This window comes from Bernardetia sp., from assembly GCF_020630935.1.
Classification (GTDB): Bacteria; Bacteroidota; Bacteroidia; order Cytophagales; family Bernardetiaceae; genus Bernardetia.
This window is the reverse complement of sequence record NZ_JAHDIG010000033.1, coordinates 32539-49913: the sequence shown is the minus strand read 5'-3', so window position 1 is coordinate 49913 and position 17375 is coordinate 32539. Positions and strand designations below refer to the sequence as shown.

Here is a 17375-nt window from a genome sequence, read left to right as displayed (position 1 = left end):
AAATTGCACTAGCTTTTGAAAATAACAAAATTATACCAGCTAACTACTTAAAAATCTCAATATTTCTTCATAAACTTTGTCTAGTTCTTCATTTGTGATAATATATGGAGGAATCATATAAATCACATTTCCCAACGGACGGAGTAGAATATTTTTTTCTAAAAAGTAGCTATAAATATTTTTTCTCCACTCATTAAAATACGAAGTTTGCTCGTCGGTTTTGAGTTCTAAGGCGAAGATTGTCCCACACGTTCTGACTTCCAAAATTTTATCCTTAATGCTATTGTTGCAATTTATTTGTTTTGCAAAGTTAATGTGTTTTTCTGCAATGCGTTTTCTATTTTGGTTACATTCATCACTTAACAGAAGTTCCAAACTTGCATTGGCAGCAGCACAAGCAATCGGATTTCCTGTGTAGGAATGTCCGTGAAAAAATGTTTTCAAAATATCGTTATCATAAAATGGCTTGGCTACTTTTTCCGTACAGAGTGTAACAGCAAGAGGTAAAAAACCTCCTGTAATTCCTTTTGAAAGACAAATCAAGTCTGGTTTTTCTTGTAAATATTCAGAAGCAAAAAGATGGTCAGTTCTGCCAAAACCTGTCATTATCTCATCGGCAATGCAGAATGTGTCTTTTTGATGTGCTAGTTGTATAAGCTGATCTAAATGCTTTGGAGAATAGGTTTGCATTCCTCCAGCTCCTTGAATGATAGGTTCAAAAATAAAAGCTGCGACTTCTTCTGTCTCTACTATTTTACTGAATTTTTCTTTTACTTCATTCCAATTTTTTTCTGTTGGACGTGGAATAAATTCTACCTCAAAAAGCAATGGATTAAAAGGAGCATTAAAAGGTGTTCTGTCACAAACTGCCATTGCTCCAAATGTGTCGCCGTGGTATGCACCCTCTATGGCAATTATTTTTCTTCTATTTTTTTCTTCTATTTTTTTCTTATTATGAAAATGTTGTAAACAAATTTTTAAAGCTACTTCAATCGCTGTTGAGCCATCGTCTGAAAAAAATACCTTGCTCATAGTTGGTAGAAGTTCTAGGAGACTTTGGGCTAATGTTTCGGCAGGCTCATGTGTAAACCCTGCAAAGATAACGTGTTCTAGGTTGTGTGCTTGTTCAGAAATAGCATTTGCAATTTTTTTGTTAGCGTGTCCGTGGATATTTACCCACCACGAAGAAACAGCATCTAAAATTTTTCGTCCGTCTTTTGTATGAAGATACACTCCATCTGCTTTTACGATTTCTAATGGGTCGTATCCTTCAGCTAGTGGCGTAAAGGGATGCCAAATATTGTCTTTTATCATTTTATGTGTATTCTGTTTTTAGTATTTTACTGTAAAAATAAAACAGCAAATACTACAAACATAATTTCTAATGCTATGTTTTTTGTCAAAGGCAAACCTTTTGACCTACACAATACAATCTGCTATTTCATCCTGAAATCTAAATCTAAAAATCTAAACTGATTTTCATTCAATCCAAATATTATTTTGTTCTGTATCTAGTTCTTTTACAAAATGTTTGACAATATTGGGTTGGTCTTTAAAAATGAGAAGTGTTGAGGGGGAAGACTGAGAAATAAAACCAATAATAATTTCTAACTGCTTATTTGAAACTTCTATAATTCTAAATGTATTTTGGTGTCCGTTTTTTGTACCAATGGTAATGCTGTTGTAGGTAAAAATAATTTGAGTAACATCTTTGTAGTCAGTGATATAGCCCTTTTTTGAATCATCAAAATAAATTAAAATTCCATCTTCTTTGAAGTGTAGAACTTTACTTCTCATATTTGGAAATACACTAATAGAGGTTGCATTGCCTGCTTCATCTTGCAAATAAATAAGTGGTAAGAGAACTGTTCCTGCAATAACTGCAAATAAAAATATATAGGCTTGGTCAGATAAATCCACAAAAATCCCAATAAGTATGCATACAAAAACCATCAATCCCATAAGTACATAGACTACACTTTTTCCATCTTCAAACACAGGACTATTGCTATTACTCATCTGTATTTGAGTCTGCTCATTTATACGTAAATGTACATCTATTTTTTTCCAAAAAAGATTGTCTAATTTACTTTCAAAACTCTCAAAAGTTTCATTTTCTGTTCCTTTGAGGGGAAAAAGTAATGAATTTACATCTTTCAAAATGCGAAGTTCCAAAACTTTTCGAACTGGAAAGTCGGCTAGTGTTTCACTCTGATTGCAATGTGTTTTACCTAAATATTCCCACGTATCTTTTAAGAAAGCAGATTTACAATCAGCACAAAAAACAACTTCATCTCCATCAGAAATAAGGTCACCAGTAATAGGGTCTTGACGGTTTTCTTGTAGGAAGTTAAAGTGGTTATCTGACTGGATTTTGTGTATGTTCATAGAGATTATTTAGAGGAAAATAGCAAAGTATATTTTACGTGGAAATAGATTTTATGGTTTTTGAGGCTTCTCTTTTTCGCATTAACATCTCCTTAACAAACCTTTGAAAGTCATTAACAGCGACCAAAAAGCATCTGCCGTATATTTGTATAAGTTCTTGTTGCAACGAATACTTAATTACTAACAATCATTATAAACTTTAAATTTTCAAGATTATGCAAAAGCAATTTTTTGGTTTTATTTTCTCGCTAGTTGTTCTTTCATTTTTATTCGCTTTTTCTCCAGCTTATAATTCTATCAACTGGAAACAAACCAGTATTGAGTTTGGAAAAATTCAGAAAGGAAAACCCGTAACAGCAAGTTATGAGTTTGTAAATACAGGAAAAAAACCAGTTATGATTCAGTCTGCAAAAGGTTCTTGTGGCTGTACAGGAGTGGAATATTCTAAAGAGGCAATTCCAGCAGGGCAAGCGAGTAGTATAAAGGCAACTTTCAATGCTGCTAAAGTAGGGGCTTTCAACAAAACAGTTACTGTAATGGTCGCTGGTGATGAAAAACCTATCGTACTACGTTTTAATGGAGAAGTGGTAGAATAATTATGAATTTTCTAATTGCGAATTACAGAATACTAGGAGTTTTATAGTACTGTAATTCGTAATTTTTTTTAGACTAAAATTAAAATTTAAAATGAAAAAATATGTGATAGCTTTTGTATTGATTTTGGTGTCAATACAGATTCAAGCTCAAGATTTTATAGTTATACCCAAACACATAAATATAGAGGGAAGAGAAAAGAAAAAGGTTATACAACAACTAGACTCTCTACTGCATCAGATTATTATACAGAAATTAGATACGAACTTAATTTCAAAAAATAAAAGAGACTTTACAATTTCAGTAATTGATAAGCTTATGCGTTATGAACAAAAAAAAGACTCTGTGGCTAAACTGATATTAGACAAACAACTTATAAATATCTATCCAATTGATAGCCAGCAGTATTCCATATCAGTTGCTTATCTTTATAAGAAAGATGAACAAATTATTTTGCCTTATATTTTTACGCTCATAGCAGACTGCACAAAAGAGAATATTACTTTTTCTGTTCCCTTAAATTATTTAACTAGATATTGGCAAAAGACAAAAATTGGAAACATTACTTATTTTCATCAAGGTAAATTAGATATAGAGCAAGCTATAATCTTTGATAAGAAAAACACTCAAATAGCTACTTTAATGGGTTTAAAAGCTGAGAAAATGGACTTTTATATGTGTGATAGCTATAAAGAAATCATGCAACTGATTGGTTTTGATTATTCGTATAGCGCAAATGGAATAGCTACTGGAGGATATGGTGTGATAGCCAATACAATATTTATGAATCATGAGGACTTTTCACATGATGTTTTTCATTATTATTCTGGATTAGTCAATAAAAGAGAAGATAGAAATTGGATTGCTGAAGAGGGAGTAGCCTATACGCTAGGTAATGCTTATTATACAGATGAGGAAGGCAAGATGGTAACACAGAAGAGGTTAATCAAGGAACTAGAAAATTATCTTATTCAGAATCAAGATAGCACATTATGGCAATTATTTAAAGAAGATTATCCCATTTTTGATAGCATTGCAAATGACCTTTCAGTACGTTCTGTTATTTCCAGTATTATTGTAGATGAAGTACTCCTTAAAAAAGGCAAAATTGGCGTATTAGAGCTAGTTAATAGTGGAGGGGGAAAGAAAAAATTTGATAACTACATGAAAACTATAGATGAATTAATAGGTATCAATGAGAATAATTTCAATGAGAGAATAAAAAAGCTAATGAAAGACTATAAGTAGTTTTTTGTACTACTAAAGATGTTTTTTGAACTTTATTTATTGTCTTTGGGTTTTGGAAAAGTATATAACAAGATTATGTATAAATCAAAATTTTAATTATGATTTTATGTAGATTTAATAATTTAGCAAATTTAATTTGCATAATTTTGGCATATACAAAATATATGATTTCTAATATTAGAATTTCATTTGTTTTATTTCTCCATTAATCCAAAATTCTAAAGTCATGGTTAGTCGGAAAGTTTTAGTATTGAATGCAGATTATCGTGCTATTTCAGTGTGTAGTGTGGCCAAAGCCTTTTTGCTTGTCTATCTACAAAAAGCTGAAACAGTAAATACCGTACAAGGAGGTTTTATCCAAACTGTAAATAAGGCTTTTGCTGCCCCTTCTGTCATTCGCCTAAATTCATACATCAATATTCCGTACAGAGGAGTAATGCTCACACGTCAAAACATTTTCAAACGAGACGGAAATCAGTGTGTGTACTGCAACAGCACCAAAGACCTTACCTTAGACCACGTTGTACCTCGTTCACAAGGGGGAAAAACTTCTTGGACAAACTTGGTAAGTGCTTGTCAGCGTTGCAATGCAAAGAAAAGTGATTTCAGTCTTGAAGATGTAGGCATGACACTTCCTTACAAGCCGTTTAAGCCTACTTTTGTAATGTTTTTGCGTGAGTTTTCAAGAATGGGAGATGAAAATTGGAAACCGTATCTACAACACGCCTAATTTAATTCTGCTCTCATAATATGAAATATAAATTACTCAAAAAGAGCATATATTCTTACTGTAAAAAAACAAACCTTCCCAAAATAGTCTATAATAACTAATTTTGAGAAGGTTTTTTTAGTTTTTTGTGTCAAAAAGGCGTTACAGTCTTTTTCCAATCGTTTTTTTCTCTACTATTTTTGATGATGAATTAGGCAATTCTTTTTGAGATGAATTTGGAAGTTGAGCTGCTTTTTTAGGAGTAGGGTCTAACATAACTCTGTTGGAAAGCCATTTACTAGCATCAGCAAGCTGTTCAAAAACTTGTACCTTATATCTTCCTTCACTATTCTTGCTCAAAAACATTTCTAAAGAAATATTAGAAAATAAATCATTACCTGTATTGATAGCCCAGTAAAACATTCCTGCCTCAATAGCCCGAGGAGTCCAATCTTTTGTAAGCCATTCGTTTGCTTCATTCCATGGTCCTACAATTTGGCTATGGTCTGCCAAAACAGCAATCGCATTATTTTCAGCTACTTGCTCTATAATTTTATTATATCCTGTTTTGATGTCTTGCATGCGAATAAAACCTTTCCACTGATAAAAGACCCATTGAGATTTTTTGTCATACTCTACAGTTAGACAGACAGAGCCAAATTCGTTATTTACATGATGAATCATAGTTAAGAATATTTTTATTATTAAGCAAGTATAAATTTATTTCTACGGATTGCTGTATTAATTAGATACTAAAATAATAATTTTATGTTTATTTTTCAAAAGATGTATTAGATACGTTTTAAGTCTAGCTAATTATCATCATTACTCTTCTTCTTGAGAAGCTACTTTTTTAGACTTCTTAATTGGCTTGGTATCTATTTTTTTAGGCTGTACTCTTCTGAAAACCCATTCTGTATCAGAAGACAATTCTGAGTCAAAATGATAGCCATCTTCTTCAAAGTTTTTCAATTTGCTTGCCTGCTTAACTCTATTTTGAACAATATAACGAGCCATTTTACCTCTTGCTCGTTTTGCAAAAATAGCGACTGTTCGGAGTTCTCCATTTTTCTCTTCTTTAAACACAGGGGTAATCACACCTAGTTTCAAATGCCTGTTTACGATTGCTTTAGAATATTCTTTGGAAGCCAAGTTTATTATTACATCATCTTGATAACGAGTGTTGAAATAATCTGTCAAGAATTTATCCCAAAATTTGTATAAACTATTGCCTCTTTTGGTTTTTAAGGGTGTTCCCATTTCTAGGCGATAGGGCTGAATGAGGTCAAGGGGACGTAAAATGCCATAAAAACCAGAAAGAATACGCAAGTTTCCGTGTGCAAAATACAAATCATCTTCGGTAAGCGAATCTACATCCAAACCATCATACACATCACCACGGAAGGCAATAATTGCTTGCCTATCATATTCTGGAGTAAAGGGAAATTGTATGTCTTGAAAGCGATTGTAGTTTAGAAATGCCAGTCTCTCACTCACTTGCATTACCTCTTGCAATTCTTCAACTGTTTTTTCTTGTAGAGTCTCTAAAAGTTCCTTACTATCTAATACAAATTCGGGCTGAGTATGTATCGCTGTTCGGTTGGGTTTTTCAAAGTCTTGAGTTTTGGAAGGAGAGAGTATAGTTATCATAAATACTTATTTTATTAACTTGTGGTAAGTGCTAATTTAGTTTTTCTTATTTTTGCAGATATTTTTTGTAAAAATACACAATTTTATAGCTGTATTTTGTCTAACGGCAAATCTAAAAACAAGTTATTAAATTTTGTTGTGCATTTTTAACAAAAAACGGAAAATTAGAGTGCTGGACATGAGATAAAAAGTTGTTGGTCTCGCTACGCTCAAACACCAACAAATGGTATTTTTTCCCTGTTCTGTGACACACAGAACAAAAAATATCTGTTCATTTCCAGTACTCTAACGGAAAATAATTCTATATTCAAAACATTCATTTAGCTTAGAAATTATTTTATAAATATGATTTATACGCACAAAAAAGCATAAAAAATATTTGTCTTTTCTAAGCAAAACATTAAAACAGACTCAACTATGCGTCAAAAAATTGTAGCAGGAAATTGGAAAATGAATCTTATAAAAGAAGAAGCTCAAAGCCTTACTGCTGAAATCGTTGGAATGAGCAACGACGAGCTAGGAACAAATCAAAATGGGGTAAAACTTATTCTTTGTCCTTCTTTTGTACATATTTCTACTATCAAGTCACTTTTTAAAAATGTTAAAAATGTTCACTTAGGGGCTCAAAATGTAGCTTCTCAAGCAGAGGGAGCATATACAGGTGAAGTATCAGCAGAAATGCTTGTGTCTTATCAAGTTGAATATGTAATTATAGGGCATAGTGAAAGAAGACAATATTTTAAAGAAACAAATCAAGAAATTGCTCAAAAAATAGATTTGATTTTTGGTAACGGTATGCTACCCATTTTTTGTTGTGGTGAAACGTTGGAGCTAAGAGAAGAAGGAAACCACATTGAATTTATCAAGAATCAGATTTCAGAAAGCCTTTTTCATTTACCTGCTTCTAAGTTTGAAAAAGTTGTGATTGCTTACGAACCTATTTGGGCTATTGGAACAGGAAAAACAGCTTCTAGTGAGCAAGCTCAAGAAATCCACGCAGCTATAAGAGAACATATTGCAAGCAAATATGGACAAGAAATTGCTGATAAAACTCCAATCCTTTATGGTGGAAGCTGTAAGCCAAGCAATGCAAAAGAACTCTTTGCTTGTGCTGATGTAGATGGAGGACTTATAGGAGGAGCTGCTCTCAAATCAAGAGACTTTATTGAAATCGCAAAGTCATTTTAATCTGAATTATCATTTATGAACACCAACAACAGAAAAATAAAGTTGTTGGTGTTTTTTATATACTACCTCTTGTTTACCAAAGCAGATTTTGCTTGGTCGGTAGGTAAAATCAAAACATCTGCAATATTGACGTGTGCAGGACGACTTACAACAAAATAAATCAGTTCTGCTATATCTTGAGCTGTAAGTGGCGTATAGTTTTGATATACTTTTTCGGCTCTGTCTTCATCATTTTTAAAGCGCACCATTGAAAATTCTGTTTCTACTAATCCTGGTTTTACTTCGCTTACTTTTATATTTTCTTTGAGTAAATCAATTCGCATTGTCTCACTAAGCATCGCTACTGCTGATTTTGTAGCGCAATACACATTTCCGTTAGCATAAGAATCTATCCCAGCAATAGAGCCAATATTTATAATTTGTCCTTTATTGGTTTCTGACCTATTCTCGTTCATAAGTTTTGGCAAAATAGCTTTCGTTACGTACAAAAGACCTTTAATGTTTAGGTCAATCATTGTGTCCCAATCGTCTAAACTTCCCTCTTGAATGGTAGAAAGTCCGTGAGCATTTCCAGCATTATTGATAAGAATATCTATATTTTGAAACTCCTTTGGTAGTGAATCAATGGCTTTTTGTACTTCGGCTCTACTTCTGACATCAAAAGCAAGTGTTTTTACTTTGACCTTTTGAGAGAGTTGATTTTCTAGTTCTGAAAGCCTTTCAGTTCTTCTGCCACAAAGAATAAGGTCAATATTATTTTCTGCAAAAATTTGAGCAGTGGCTAGTCCGATGCCAGAAGTTGCGCCAGTAATGAGTGCGAGCATAATACAAATTTAGATTTTAGAATTACGATTTTTTTGATTTAAAGGACAATAATTATTCAAGAAACATAGTTTTGCCTTGATAACTGATAACTGATAACTGATAACTGATAACTACCATTCAATAACGTCTCCTAAATTATCTAAACAAGGTAAGTCGTCTTTATAAGTGATTAATTCCCCACGATTGACCCAATGGTTTACACGCTGCAATTCTTCAAAATTGGGTGTATGAACTGTAAGGGGAATTTTACGCAGACGAGAATCCTCTTTCTGAAAAGGAGCTTCTTCTTTTGAAGTATAAAACAAATGCCATAAGTCTGGTGAACCACTTTGTCCAATACGTTCTACTTTATCAAAGATAGCAGATTTTTGATGCCACTCTTTGAGTTTTGCATTTATTTTTTCAAAAAATAAAATGGTATTTTGTAATCTGATGCGAGAGCCTAAACGAGATTTTCCTTTTGAGTTGAGGTGTTTTATCTGTGATTTTCCTTGTTTTTTGCGTACCATATACGCTGTAATAACTTTATGGTAGATGAGTTTACCCTCTTCAAAATATCCTAAAGAAGCTGCTCCAGCCTGAATCAAAATAAGCAAATAGGGTTTTGGTAGAAGTGATATTTTGTCAGAATAATCTGAAAGACAAAGCGAATTTTCTTCCTCATCTTTTTTGGGAAGCGTAGGAAAAGTAAGAGGAAGACGGAAGTCTAGTATTTTTTCTCCTGCTTTATTTGTCCCATACAACACTCCTTTTCTAGTATCAGAATCCCACAAAATGGTATCTTGTGCGTTATCTGTGCCTAAAGAGGCAAGTCTTTCTATCAAGTCTATGGAATCAGAGTAGTTCATTATTTATTTTCCAAATCATTTTTGATTTGTTGTATCTCTTCTAATGTTAGTTCTGTAATCTTTGCTACTAACTCAATAGATAAACCTTCCTCAAGAGCTTTTTTTGCATTTTTAATTTGATTTTGACGTTTACCTATATCGATTCCTCTTGTTTCTCCTCTTTCTTCTGCATAGTCTAAGCTGTTTTTTATATCTCTATAAACTTTCAGACTGTCTTCATACCTACTTCTTTCGGTTTTGTTGAACTGCGTTATTTCTGCCGTTTCGAATACCTTATCAAAAATTCTTTCTTGAAGTGCTACTGGACGGTTGGGAAAACTTTGTAAGTTTTTCATTACATAAAACCATTTGTCCTCTAAGGTTTCCAATTCATCTTCTGTTTTATCAAATAAAGGAATTTGAATATAAACATAAGTGAGCTTATCATAAAAAATCTTTTTAGTGTCTAGACTCACAAGCATGGCTGTTTCTTTCACAGGACTTTCATCGTCTTCTTCATTCCATACAAAATCTAAGATAGAGACAGTATAAACTGCTTTGAGTTGGAAATTCCAATCTCCTCTTTGAGACTGTTCTTGAATAGGAAAAGTAGAATAAAAAATAGTACGGTCTTTAAAAAACTTCTGCTTTGCCTTCTGTAATTCTACTATAAAACGTTCTCCTTCTTCATTTTCACAGTAAAGGTCATAAACAACTTTTCTATCTATTGCCGAACGTCCTAAATTTTCTGACTTTAGATAGGTTAGGCTTTTTATCTGTGCTTTGGGGGGCAATACTTCATTCAAAAAACTAATCAGTAAGTCTTTATTAACATCTGAACCAAATAGCTTCTTAAATCCAAAATCAGTAAAAGGATTGATATATCTTTCTTGTGTGGACATAATTTTGATAATAAAATTATTCTTCTTTTTTCAATTCATCTTTCAATACGTTTTCATTTGATTCAGAAATATCTGCATTTTCTATATTTGCATTGTCATCTCTAATTTCATCTTCTAAGGATTTTTCCACTTCTGTTTCTACAATTTCTTCTTTTGGAAAAAAACGTCTTTGCCAAATCAAGATAATACAAACACCTATAAAAATAGCTGCATCAGCAATATTAAAAATAGGAAAGAAAGAGTAATGGTCGCCACCCACAAAAGGCAAGTTTTCTGGGAAATAACCCGAAGCTATATCAAAATAAAACATATCGATTACTTGCCCATGAAACCATGGATAAAAGCTAGGTTCTTTGTCATACATCGGAACAGCATTTCCTTCTATAAAAACACCATAAAAAGCAGAATCTACAATATTTCCGAATGCACCTCCTAGAATAAGAGCCATACTAAATACAAATCCTTTGGGAGCATCACGTAGCGCAGCACGAGCCATAAAATATCCTATTCCAATTCCAGCAAATATTCTAAAAACAGTAAGAATAAGTTTGCCATAATCCGAACCTAGTGTAATTCCAAATGCCATTCCAGGGTTGAGGGTATAGTGCAATTTGAACCAGTCTCCAAAAATTAGAATTTCTTCTCCTAAAGATAATGTAGAATGAATGTAGAGCTTGAGAGCTTGGTCAATCAGAATTACGCCTAGCGCAATGAGAAAATAAGGTAAGTATTTCATTGTTTTAATTAGAAATTCGAATAGTAATTTGGCTTTTATCTAGTATTCCAAACATAATAGAGTTGGAAAAATAAAAACAGAACTGCAAATTTATTAAAAATACAGCGTTTAATTCCTAAGACTTAACAAGTTTTAGCGACTAGAGTTATCAAATCTGTTCAAAAAAAACTAAAAACGATAAATTATATGATTTAGAGGATAAATTTTAACGAAGTTTTGAATCCAACAAACCTATTCAATTCATTCAAAATTTAGTAATTTTGCAGCCTTAACAGATAAATCACATTTGATTTGATGTGTTGATTCGTAATTTTAAAACAATGTATTCAAAATAAAATCTATTATGAAACTTAAAGATATATGTCTTTCTCGTTCCTCAAAACTTGCTTATGCAGGGCTTTTTTCAGGACTTCTTTTTTTGAGTAGTTGTTCTAATTCATCTAAAATTAAGGGTGAGTGGGTGCGTTCAGATTATAAAAGTACACTTGAAATAACAGATGAAAAGGTTATTTTTGACAATATTACAGAAAGAGAATATGCCCTAGATGAAAACACATTAAAGGTAGTAGCTTTTGGTATTGCAGATGATTATACATTTAGTTTTAAAGGCGATACGCTTGTGTTGGCAAAGGGCGAAAAGGTTCAGAAATATATACCTAAGAGTAAGGTTCAATCTGATGAGGAACAGATAAAAATACTTTTGCAACCACAAATAGAAAAAAACTTTGAGCAAAAAATTACTGACCTAACGCTAAAAAAAGAACATTGGGGAGATTTAAAAAAACGTATTACATTACAAAACATGCCTTCTATTCCAAATGATGAATGGACATATTTAGTAGAAGTTGATTTTGAAAAAACAGCTCCTGCTACTCTTTTCGTAAGAGCTGGAAGAGATAAGTCAGGAGTTTTGCAACCTGCTTGGTCAGAAATATTGGAGTCTAGTACGAGACGTTACCTAAATAATACGATGGGTATTCCAGCCAAAAATGTAGAGATGAAACCAACAGGTGGAAATGCTTATGATGTAACTGTTACTACAGAAGATGGCAGTACTTTACCTATTCTTTTAGACCCCAAATTAGGGTTTTTACCAAAACAAGATGAGGCATCAGTTTCTACATACTTTCAGTATTCTCTACAAAAAAGGTATAGTAAAAATGTTATTGAAAGTGTAGATTTAAAACAAGATGGTGCTATCTATGAAGGAGAAACAACACTCTCTAATGGAACAAAAATTCTGACTACTTATTCTAAAGCAAAAGGACTAGATTTCAAAGAATTAGACCAAAAAACAAGAGAGATTTTGGGCGAAGCAATGATAGAAAGTGAATTAAGTATAGATTTAGAACACAAGGAAACAGAAGTGGTAGGCGATTTACTAAAATTATCTTTCAAAACAGAGGATAATGAAACTTTAGTGGCTTATATAGATGTAATGCGTGGTTGGTATCCAGAGAATACAATTACCTCACTTTCTACGGCTACTCGTTATCGTATTCAGAAAAAAATAGGCGATAAGAATAAGGTAGGAGCTGTAATGTTGGCACAACGTGGTATAAAAAAATATGAAGGAACAGTAGATTATTCTTCTGGAGATATTCAACGTATTGTTGTTGAGCATACAGGAGAAGGATTTACATGGCGTGTGGCGAAGGAAAAAAATGGATATGTGAATTAATTGACATAATATTGAAGTAGGGACAATGCATGCATTGTCCCTACAAATGTGTTTTTCAATCCACCAATTCCACAGCCTTTCCAAAAAGAGTTGCCGAAGTACAGTCGTGTACCATCACATTTACATACTGACCTTTCTCATAATTTTCTCTTGGGAAAACAACTACTTTATTTTCAGAAGTTCTGCCTTGCAAGTCTTTATCCGAACGCTTCGATTCTCCCTCTACCAAAACTTTATGAACTCTGCCTATCATTCGCTGATTACGAGCCAAAGAATGCTTGGTTTGAAGCTCAATAATTTCTTGCAGACGTTTTTTCTTTACATCTAAAGGAATATCATCTAAATATTTCTTAGCTGCAAGTGTTCCAGGGCGTTCAGAATAGAAGAACATATACGAATAATCGTAATTGACATAATCCATAAGTGTCAGAGTTTCTTGGTGTTCTTCTTCTGTTTCAGTACAAAAGCCTGCTATCATATCCGAACTAATAGCACAATCTTCTCCTAAAATCCTACGAATTGCATCTACTCTATCAACATACCACTCACGACTATAGGTTCTGTTCATCAGTTTCAAAACTCTGCTATTTCCACTCTGAACAGGCAAATGAATGTATTTACAAATATTGTCATACTTTGCCATTACGTGCAACACATCATCTGTCATATCTTTTGGATGCGAAGTTGTAAATCTTACTCTTAAATTGGTGTCTATTTGAGCAACTAATTCTAAAAGTGAAGCAAAGTTTTCATTTCTTACTTTTTCTCCTGTTTCTTGCTCAAAATTCTCTGCCTTCATCGTTCTTGGTACGTTTGTCCATTTATAGGAATCTACGTTCTGACCAAGTAAAGTAACTTCTTTATAGCCTTGTGCTACCAAATCTTTAATTTCTGCCACAATAGAATCTGCTGGACGGCTGCGCTCTCTTCCACGAGTAAATGGTACAACACAAAAACTACATACATTATCACACCCACGCATAATCGACACAAAAGCAGAAATTCCGTTAGAATTTAAACGAATCGGTGCAATATCAGCATACGTTTCTTCTCTTGAAAGCAAAACATTGACAGCTTTTTGTCCGTCATCTACCGAACCAACAAGTTTTGGCAAATCACGGTAGGCATCAGGACCTGCTACCAAATCTACAATTTTTTCCTCTTCTAAAAATTTGTGTTTTAAGCGTTCTGCCATACAACCCAACACACCGACCATCATTTCTGGCTTCTTATTTTTGAGTGCATTAATATGAACTAAGCGTTTTCTTACAGTTTGTTCAGCTTTTTCACGGATAGAACATGTATTGAGAAATACCAAATCGGCATCTTCTGCACTATCGGTTGTGCCGAAGCCATGTTCTTGCATTACGGCAGCGACGATTTCGCTATCAGCAAAGTTCATTTGGCAGCCGTAGCTTTCGATGTAGAGTTTTCGCTGTCCTTCTTTGGCTGTGTTGGCTGTTTTTTTGACAGTTTCGCAAGGTTCGTGTTTAGCTACATTTGCGTTTTTGTCATCGACAATGTCTATATCAGCAATTAATTTATTCATTTTGAAGTTTTTTTAAAGTATTCTGAACTCGTTTATTTAAAATTCAGTGTCGTTTGTATCAACTTACAAAGGTAGTAAATTAGTTCTGGATTGATAGAATGATTTTTAAGGGTTTTAGGTAAAAAATAATTTCTTGAATATGTTTACATGTAGGTCAGACTTCTAGTCTGACGGCAAGGTGGAAATAGCTAATTTTTATATTCATAAAAATAAATTTTAGCATTTTTAATCCAGTTTGGAAGACTGGTGTACAATTAATAACGGTTCGCTCTTACAGAGGTTTATAAGATACTTACTTTTTGGCTACCAACGGACAGGCCTTACAGGACTAAATTTCAATTTCATTATGAGATAAACAAGAATATGTAATTTCAAACTCCAATTTTGGGAATGTTGAGGGAAGTTTTAGAGTAGGAGATAATATCACTAAAGGAAAATAGCCTAAACAAATCTCAACGACGGCTTTACGCCTCGTTGACGGTTACTATTCTTACCCCACTTCACTAGCTACTTCATCCAAATAACGCTCGGCTTCATCTTGCGTGGAGAATTTTATAATAGCAAGACCCGAACGCTGCGTCGAACGATGGATTTGATAATCTGCCAGTTCATCAACAGAAGCGAGTTGCGCTGTTAGGAGTAAGCCCTGCTCTACTAAATAAGCCTGTATTTCTTGGTGTAGATTTTCAACTTCTTTAGACATACTTCCTAGCAAGCGAATGTCTGCAAAAATGGTAAAGTTAGGTTTCATGTAGCTGACTGCCTTCTTCCAATCTGGAAAAAAATCCTTTACTTGATTTCTATTCATCCATTTACCTATTACCTTAATGTACGACCTATTTTTATCAGTATCTACATAAATCTCATAGTTGCTATTTTTGGCAATATCTATTTTCATTCTTCACTCAAATATAAAGGAGTTGTTTGATAATATTTGAGCTTTAAACTATGTCTATTTAGGAATGTTTCAACAAAAAGGGAGATTTTTTGATAAAAAAGGTTTTATTTGGTAAATATAATACAGAAGAAAGTAAGTTATTTTTCCTGCGTTCTCTTTTCCAATTCCAAACGGTCTAAAGGTGTTTTTTCTTCGATAGCTTCTTTTATAGCCCAAATAATACGATTGAGGTCTTTTATTTCTTCATTGCAAAGCTGAATATAAAATTCCATTTCGCTAGTGTCTTTAGAAAGTTCTATAATCTGCATAATTCCCATAAGGCGAGCTACTGGCGCACGCAGTTTGTGGGCATTAATAAAAGCATACTCTTCTAGCATTTTATTTTTTTCCAACACTTCTTGGTTGCGCTGTTTTACAATATCTTCTAAATTTTCATTCATAGCTATTACTTCCTCATGAGAACACCTTAGTTCTTCAGCTTGTAGAATGAGTTTTTCAGACTGTTCGTGAAGCACTTGATTTTGCTGTGTTATTTCTGCTTGTGTTTCTGAAAGTCTATGATTCGTAATTTTTAATTTTTTACTGTATTTTTTACTTATCCAATATGCTCTAGCCATAATGAGAGAGATAAGAAAGAGCGTAACTAATCCAAATGAAAAATAATTTTTATTGCGCTGTTCTTTTGCCAACTCATTAGCATATTTTACTTTTTCTAGTTCTTGTTCTTTTTTTTGTAATTCAATACGCTGATTTATTTCTGCCTCATAAATATCTTGTTGCAATTTCTTATTATAAGTAGTTTTGTAGAGAGAAATATATTGCTGTGAATGGTAATTTGCATTCTTATAATCCTTTAAAAAAGAATAGGTATGAGAAAAGAGTTCGTGCATGGTTAGACGGTTGGCAAAATCTTCTTCTTTATCTTGATGAAGCATATGCTCTTCTACTTCTTTGATGTAACTATGGGCTTGAAGCGTATCTTTGAGTTGTAGATGTGTTTTTGCTTTTAATAATAATAAACTATGATGCCTTTTTGATTTTTTCTTTTCGAAAAGAGAATCTAACACTGCTATTTTTTCTAATGCTTTTTTAGGCTCATTTCTATCTAAAAAAATATCTACATATTCTAAATAATATTGTATGGCTGTATTAAGTGAAGTTTTGAGAGCTAGAGGAGCATTTTTATTCATGATAAAAAGAGCCTTTTTATCATCTCCTTGTTTGTGTAAGCACTGAGCAATGTTGAGAGGAATTACAGAACCTGTATTTTTATCTTCTCTATAACGATTGGCTTCCTTAAAAAACGAAAGTGCCTTATCATACATCTCCATTTCCAAATAGGTATGACCGATGTTGTTGGCAAGGGTAGAAAGAGCTTTCTTATGTTCTATTCTATGAGCTATTTCTCTAGCTTCTAAAAGCAATTGTATAGCATCAAAATATTTTCCCTTGTCCATTTGAAGAAAAGAAATGGCTTCCAAACTCTTAATTTCTCCATACTCATAATTTGTTTTTTTACTCTCTTCTAGTGCTATCTTGAGATATAACATTGCTGAATCTTTATTGTTGAGCCTATTTTTATAAACAAAACTCTTCAAACGAAGCATATCTATTCTTACTGTGTGATCATCTGTTTTCTCTGATAAACGTATTGTTTTGTCTATGTAAGCAAATGCACTATCTGCGTTTCCTTGTCTGTAAAAAATAACAGATTTTATCTCATAACCCTTTAAGAGAAAAGAATCATTTTTTTGTTTTAAGCTTTCTTGAATGAGCTTTTTGGTAAAAAATGATTGACGTTCTAAGTCTTTGCTTTCATAAACTCGTGCCGAATCGTAATAAGAAGATAGTTCTTGTCCGAAAGCCTGTGAGAAAGTTAAGACACAGAAAAACAAGAACATTATTTTAAAGGAAAATAACACTCTTAGGGAAACCAATTTTTCTATGAAATAATATAAAATAGGCATTGGAGTAAGTAGAAGTAATACTATGTTTATAAATTTAATAAAAAAATCGATAAATAATGAAATTCGTACACGTATTCGATAGAAGGGCGATTTCTTTGGATAGAATTAAGTAGAATGAGAGTTCTGGACATGAACAGATATTTGCTGTTCTGTGAGTCACAAAACAGGGAAAAAACACCGTTCGTTGGTGTTTTAGCATAGCGACACCAACAA

Annotated in this window: 16 protein-coding genes; 5 read left to right on the top strand and 11 right to left on the bottom strand. The window is 33.0% G+C overall.

Going from position 1 to position 17375, the window contains the following annotated elements; genetic code table 11:
- Window positions 1–39 precede the first annotated feature (39 nt).
- Both bioA and QZ659_RS10820 read right to left on the bottom strand, forming a co-directional pair.
- Window positions 40–1314: an adenosylmethionine--8-amino-7-oxononanoate transaminase gene (gene bioA / locus QZ659_RS10825; RefSeq protein ID WP_291725832.1), complete on the bottom strand. Its 1275-nt coding sequence runs from the start codon at window positions 1312–1314 to the stop codon at window positions 40–42.
- A gap of 165 nt (window positions 1315–1479) precedes the next feature.
- Window positions 1480–2388: a hypothetical protein gene (locus QZ659_RS10820; protein ID WP_291725831.1), complete on the bottom strand. Its 909-nt coding sequence runs from the start codon at window positions 2386–2388 to the stop codon at window positions 1480–1482.
- Window positions 2389–2603: 215 nt separating this feature from the next.
- Here QZ659_RS10820 and QZ659_RS10815 point away from each other — a divergent pair, with 215 nt between their 5' ends.
- The 3 genes from QZ659_RS10815 (at window position 2604) to QZ659_RS10805 (ending at window position 4960) form a co-directional block, all read left to right on the top strand.
- Entirely contained in the window at window positions 2604–2984 is a 381-nt protein-coding gene (locus QZ659_RS10815) for a DUF1573 domain-containing protein (protein WP_291725830.1), read from the top strand.
- A gap of 91 nt (window positions 2985–3075) precedes the next feature.
- Complete coding sequence (locus QZ659_RS10810; protein WP_291725829.1) at window positions 3076–4230, top strand: hypothetical protein; 1155 nt, start codon at window positions 3076–3078, stop codon at window positions 4228–4230.
- 226 nt (window positions 4231–4456) lie between these two features.
- Window positions 4457–4960, top strand: coding sequence for an HNH endonuclease (locus QZ659_RS10805; RefSeq protein ID WP_291725828.1), 504 nt, complete (start codon window positions 4457–4459; stop codon window positions 4958–4960).
- 141 nt (window positions 4961–5101) lie between these two features.
- Here QZ659_RS10805 and QZ659_RS10800 read toward each other — a convergent pair whose 3' ends face one another.
- Window positions 5102–5623, bottom strand: coding sequence for a hypothetical protein (locus QZ659_RS10800; RefSeq protein WP_291725827.1), 522 nt, complete (start codon window positions 5621–5623; stop codon window positions 5102–5104).
- A gap of 141 nt (window positions 5624–5764) precedes the next feature.
- Window positions 5765–6589 carry a peroxide stress protein YaaA gene (gene yaaA / locus QZ659_RS10795; RefSeq protein ID WP_291725826.1) on the bottom strand — a complete coding sequence of 275 codons (825 nt, stop codon included), beginning with the start codon at window positions 6587–6589 and terminating at the stop codon, window positions 5765–5767.
- A gap of 417 nt (window positions 6590–7006) precedes the next feature.
- Here yaaA and tpiA point away from each other — a divergent pair, with 417 nt between their 5' ends.
- Window positions 7007–7777 carry a triose-phosphate isomerase gene (tpiA, locus tag QZ659_RS10790; RefSeq protein WP_291725825.1) on the top strand — a complete coding sequence of 257 codons (771 nt, stop codon included), beginning with the start codon at window positions 7007–7009 and terminating at the stop codon, window positions 7775–7777.
- 62 nt (window positions 7778–7839) lie between these two features.
- Here the strand turns inward: tpiA and QZ659_RS10785 are convergent, their stop codons facing one another.
- The 4 genes from QZ659_RS10785 to QZ659_RS10770 form a co-directional block, all read right to left on the bottom strand.
- Window positions 7840–8601 (bottom strand): SDR family NAD(P)-dependent oxidoreductase, encoded by a 762-nt coding sequence (locus QZ659_RS10785; RefSeq protein WP_291725824.1) that lies wholly within the window; start codon window positions 8599–8601, stop codon window positions 7840–7842.
- A gap of 111 nt (window positions 8602–8712) precedes the next feature.
- The gene (locus tag QZ659_RS10780) at window positions 8713–9450 is read right to left on the bottom strand and encodes a hypothetical protein (protein ID WP_291725823.1); all 738 of its coding nucleotides are present in this window, start codon (window positions 9448–9450) and stop codon (window positions 8713–8715) included.
- Window positions 9450–10331 (bottom strand): Rpn family recombination-promoting nuclease/putative transposase, encoded by an 882-nt coding sequence (locus QZ659_RS10775; RefSeq protein ID WP_291725822.1) that lies wholly within the window; start codon window positions 10329–10331, stop codon window positions 9450–9452. The genes QZ659_RS10780 and QZ659_RS10775 overlap by 1 nt, the downstream gene beginning before the upstream one ends.
- Window positions 10332–10347: 16 nt before the next feature.
- A complete protein-coding gene (locus QZ659_RS10770; RefSeq protein ID WP_291725821.1) occupies window positions 10348–11067 on the bottom strand; it encodes a lipoprotein signal peptidase in 720 nt (239 codons plus the stop codon).
- 343 nt (window positions 11068–11410) lie between these two features.
- Between QZ659_RS10770 and QZ659_RS10765 the strand changes: the two genes are divergently transcribed.
- A complete protein-coding gene (locus QZ659_RS10765; RefSeq protein ID WP_291725820.1) occupies window positions 11411–12748 on the top strand; it encodes a hypothetical protein in 1338 nt (445 codons plus the stop codon).
- Window positions 12749–12803: 55 nt separating this feature from the next.
- Here QZ659_RS10765 and miaB read toward each other — a convergent pair whose 3' ends face one another.
- The 3 genes from miaB to QZ659_RS10750 form a co-directional block, all read right to left on the bottom strand.
- Complete coding sequence (gene miaB, locus QZ659_RS10760) at window positions 12804–14297, bottom strand: tRNA (N6-isopentenyl adenosine(37)-C2)-methylthiotransferase MiaB (RefSeq protein ID WP_291725819.1); 1494 nt, start codon at window positions 14295–14297, stop codon at window positions 12804–12806.
- Between the two features lie 490 nt (window positions 14298–14787).
- Window positions 14788–15195: a hypothetical protein gene (locus tag QZ659_RS10755; RefSeq protein ID WP_291725818.1), complete on the bottom strand. Its 408-nt coding sequence runs from the start codon at window positions 15193–15195 to the stop codon at window positions 14788–14790.
- A 137-nt stretch (window positions 15196–15332) separates the two neighbouring features.
- Window positions 15333–17096 carry a tetratricopeptide repeat protein gene (locus tag QZ659_RS10750; RefSeq protein ID WP_291725817.1) on the bottom strand — a complete coding sequence of 588 codons (1764 nt, stop codon included), beginning with the start codon at window positions 17094–17096 and terminating at the stop codon, window positions 15333–15335.
- Window positions 17097–17375 lie beyond the last annotated feature (279 nt).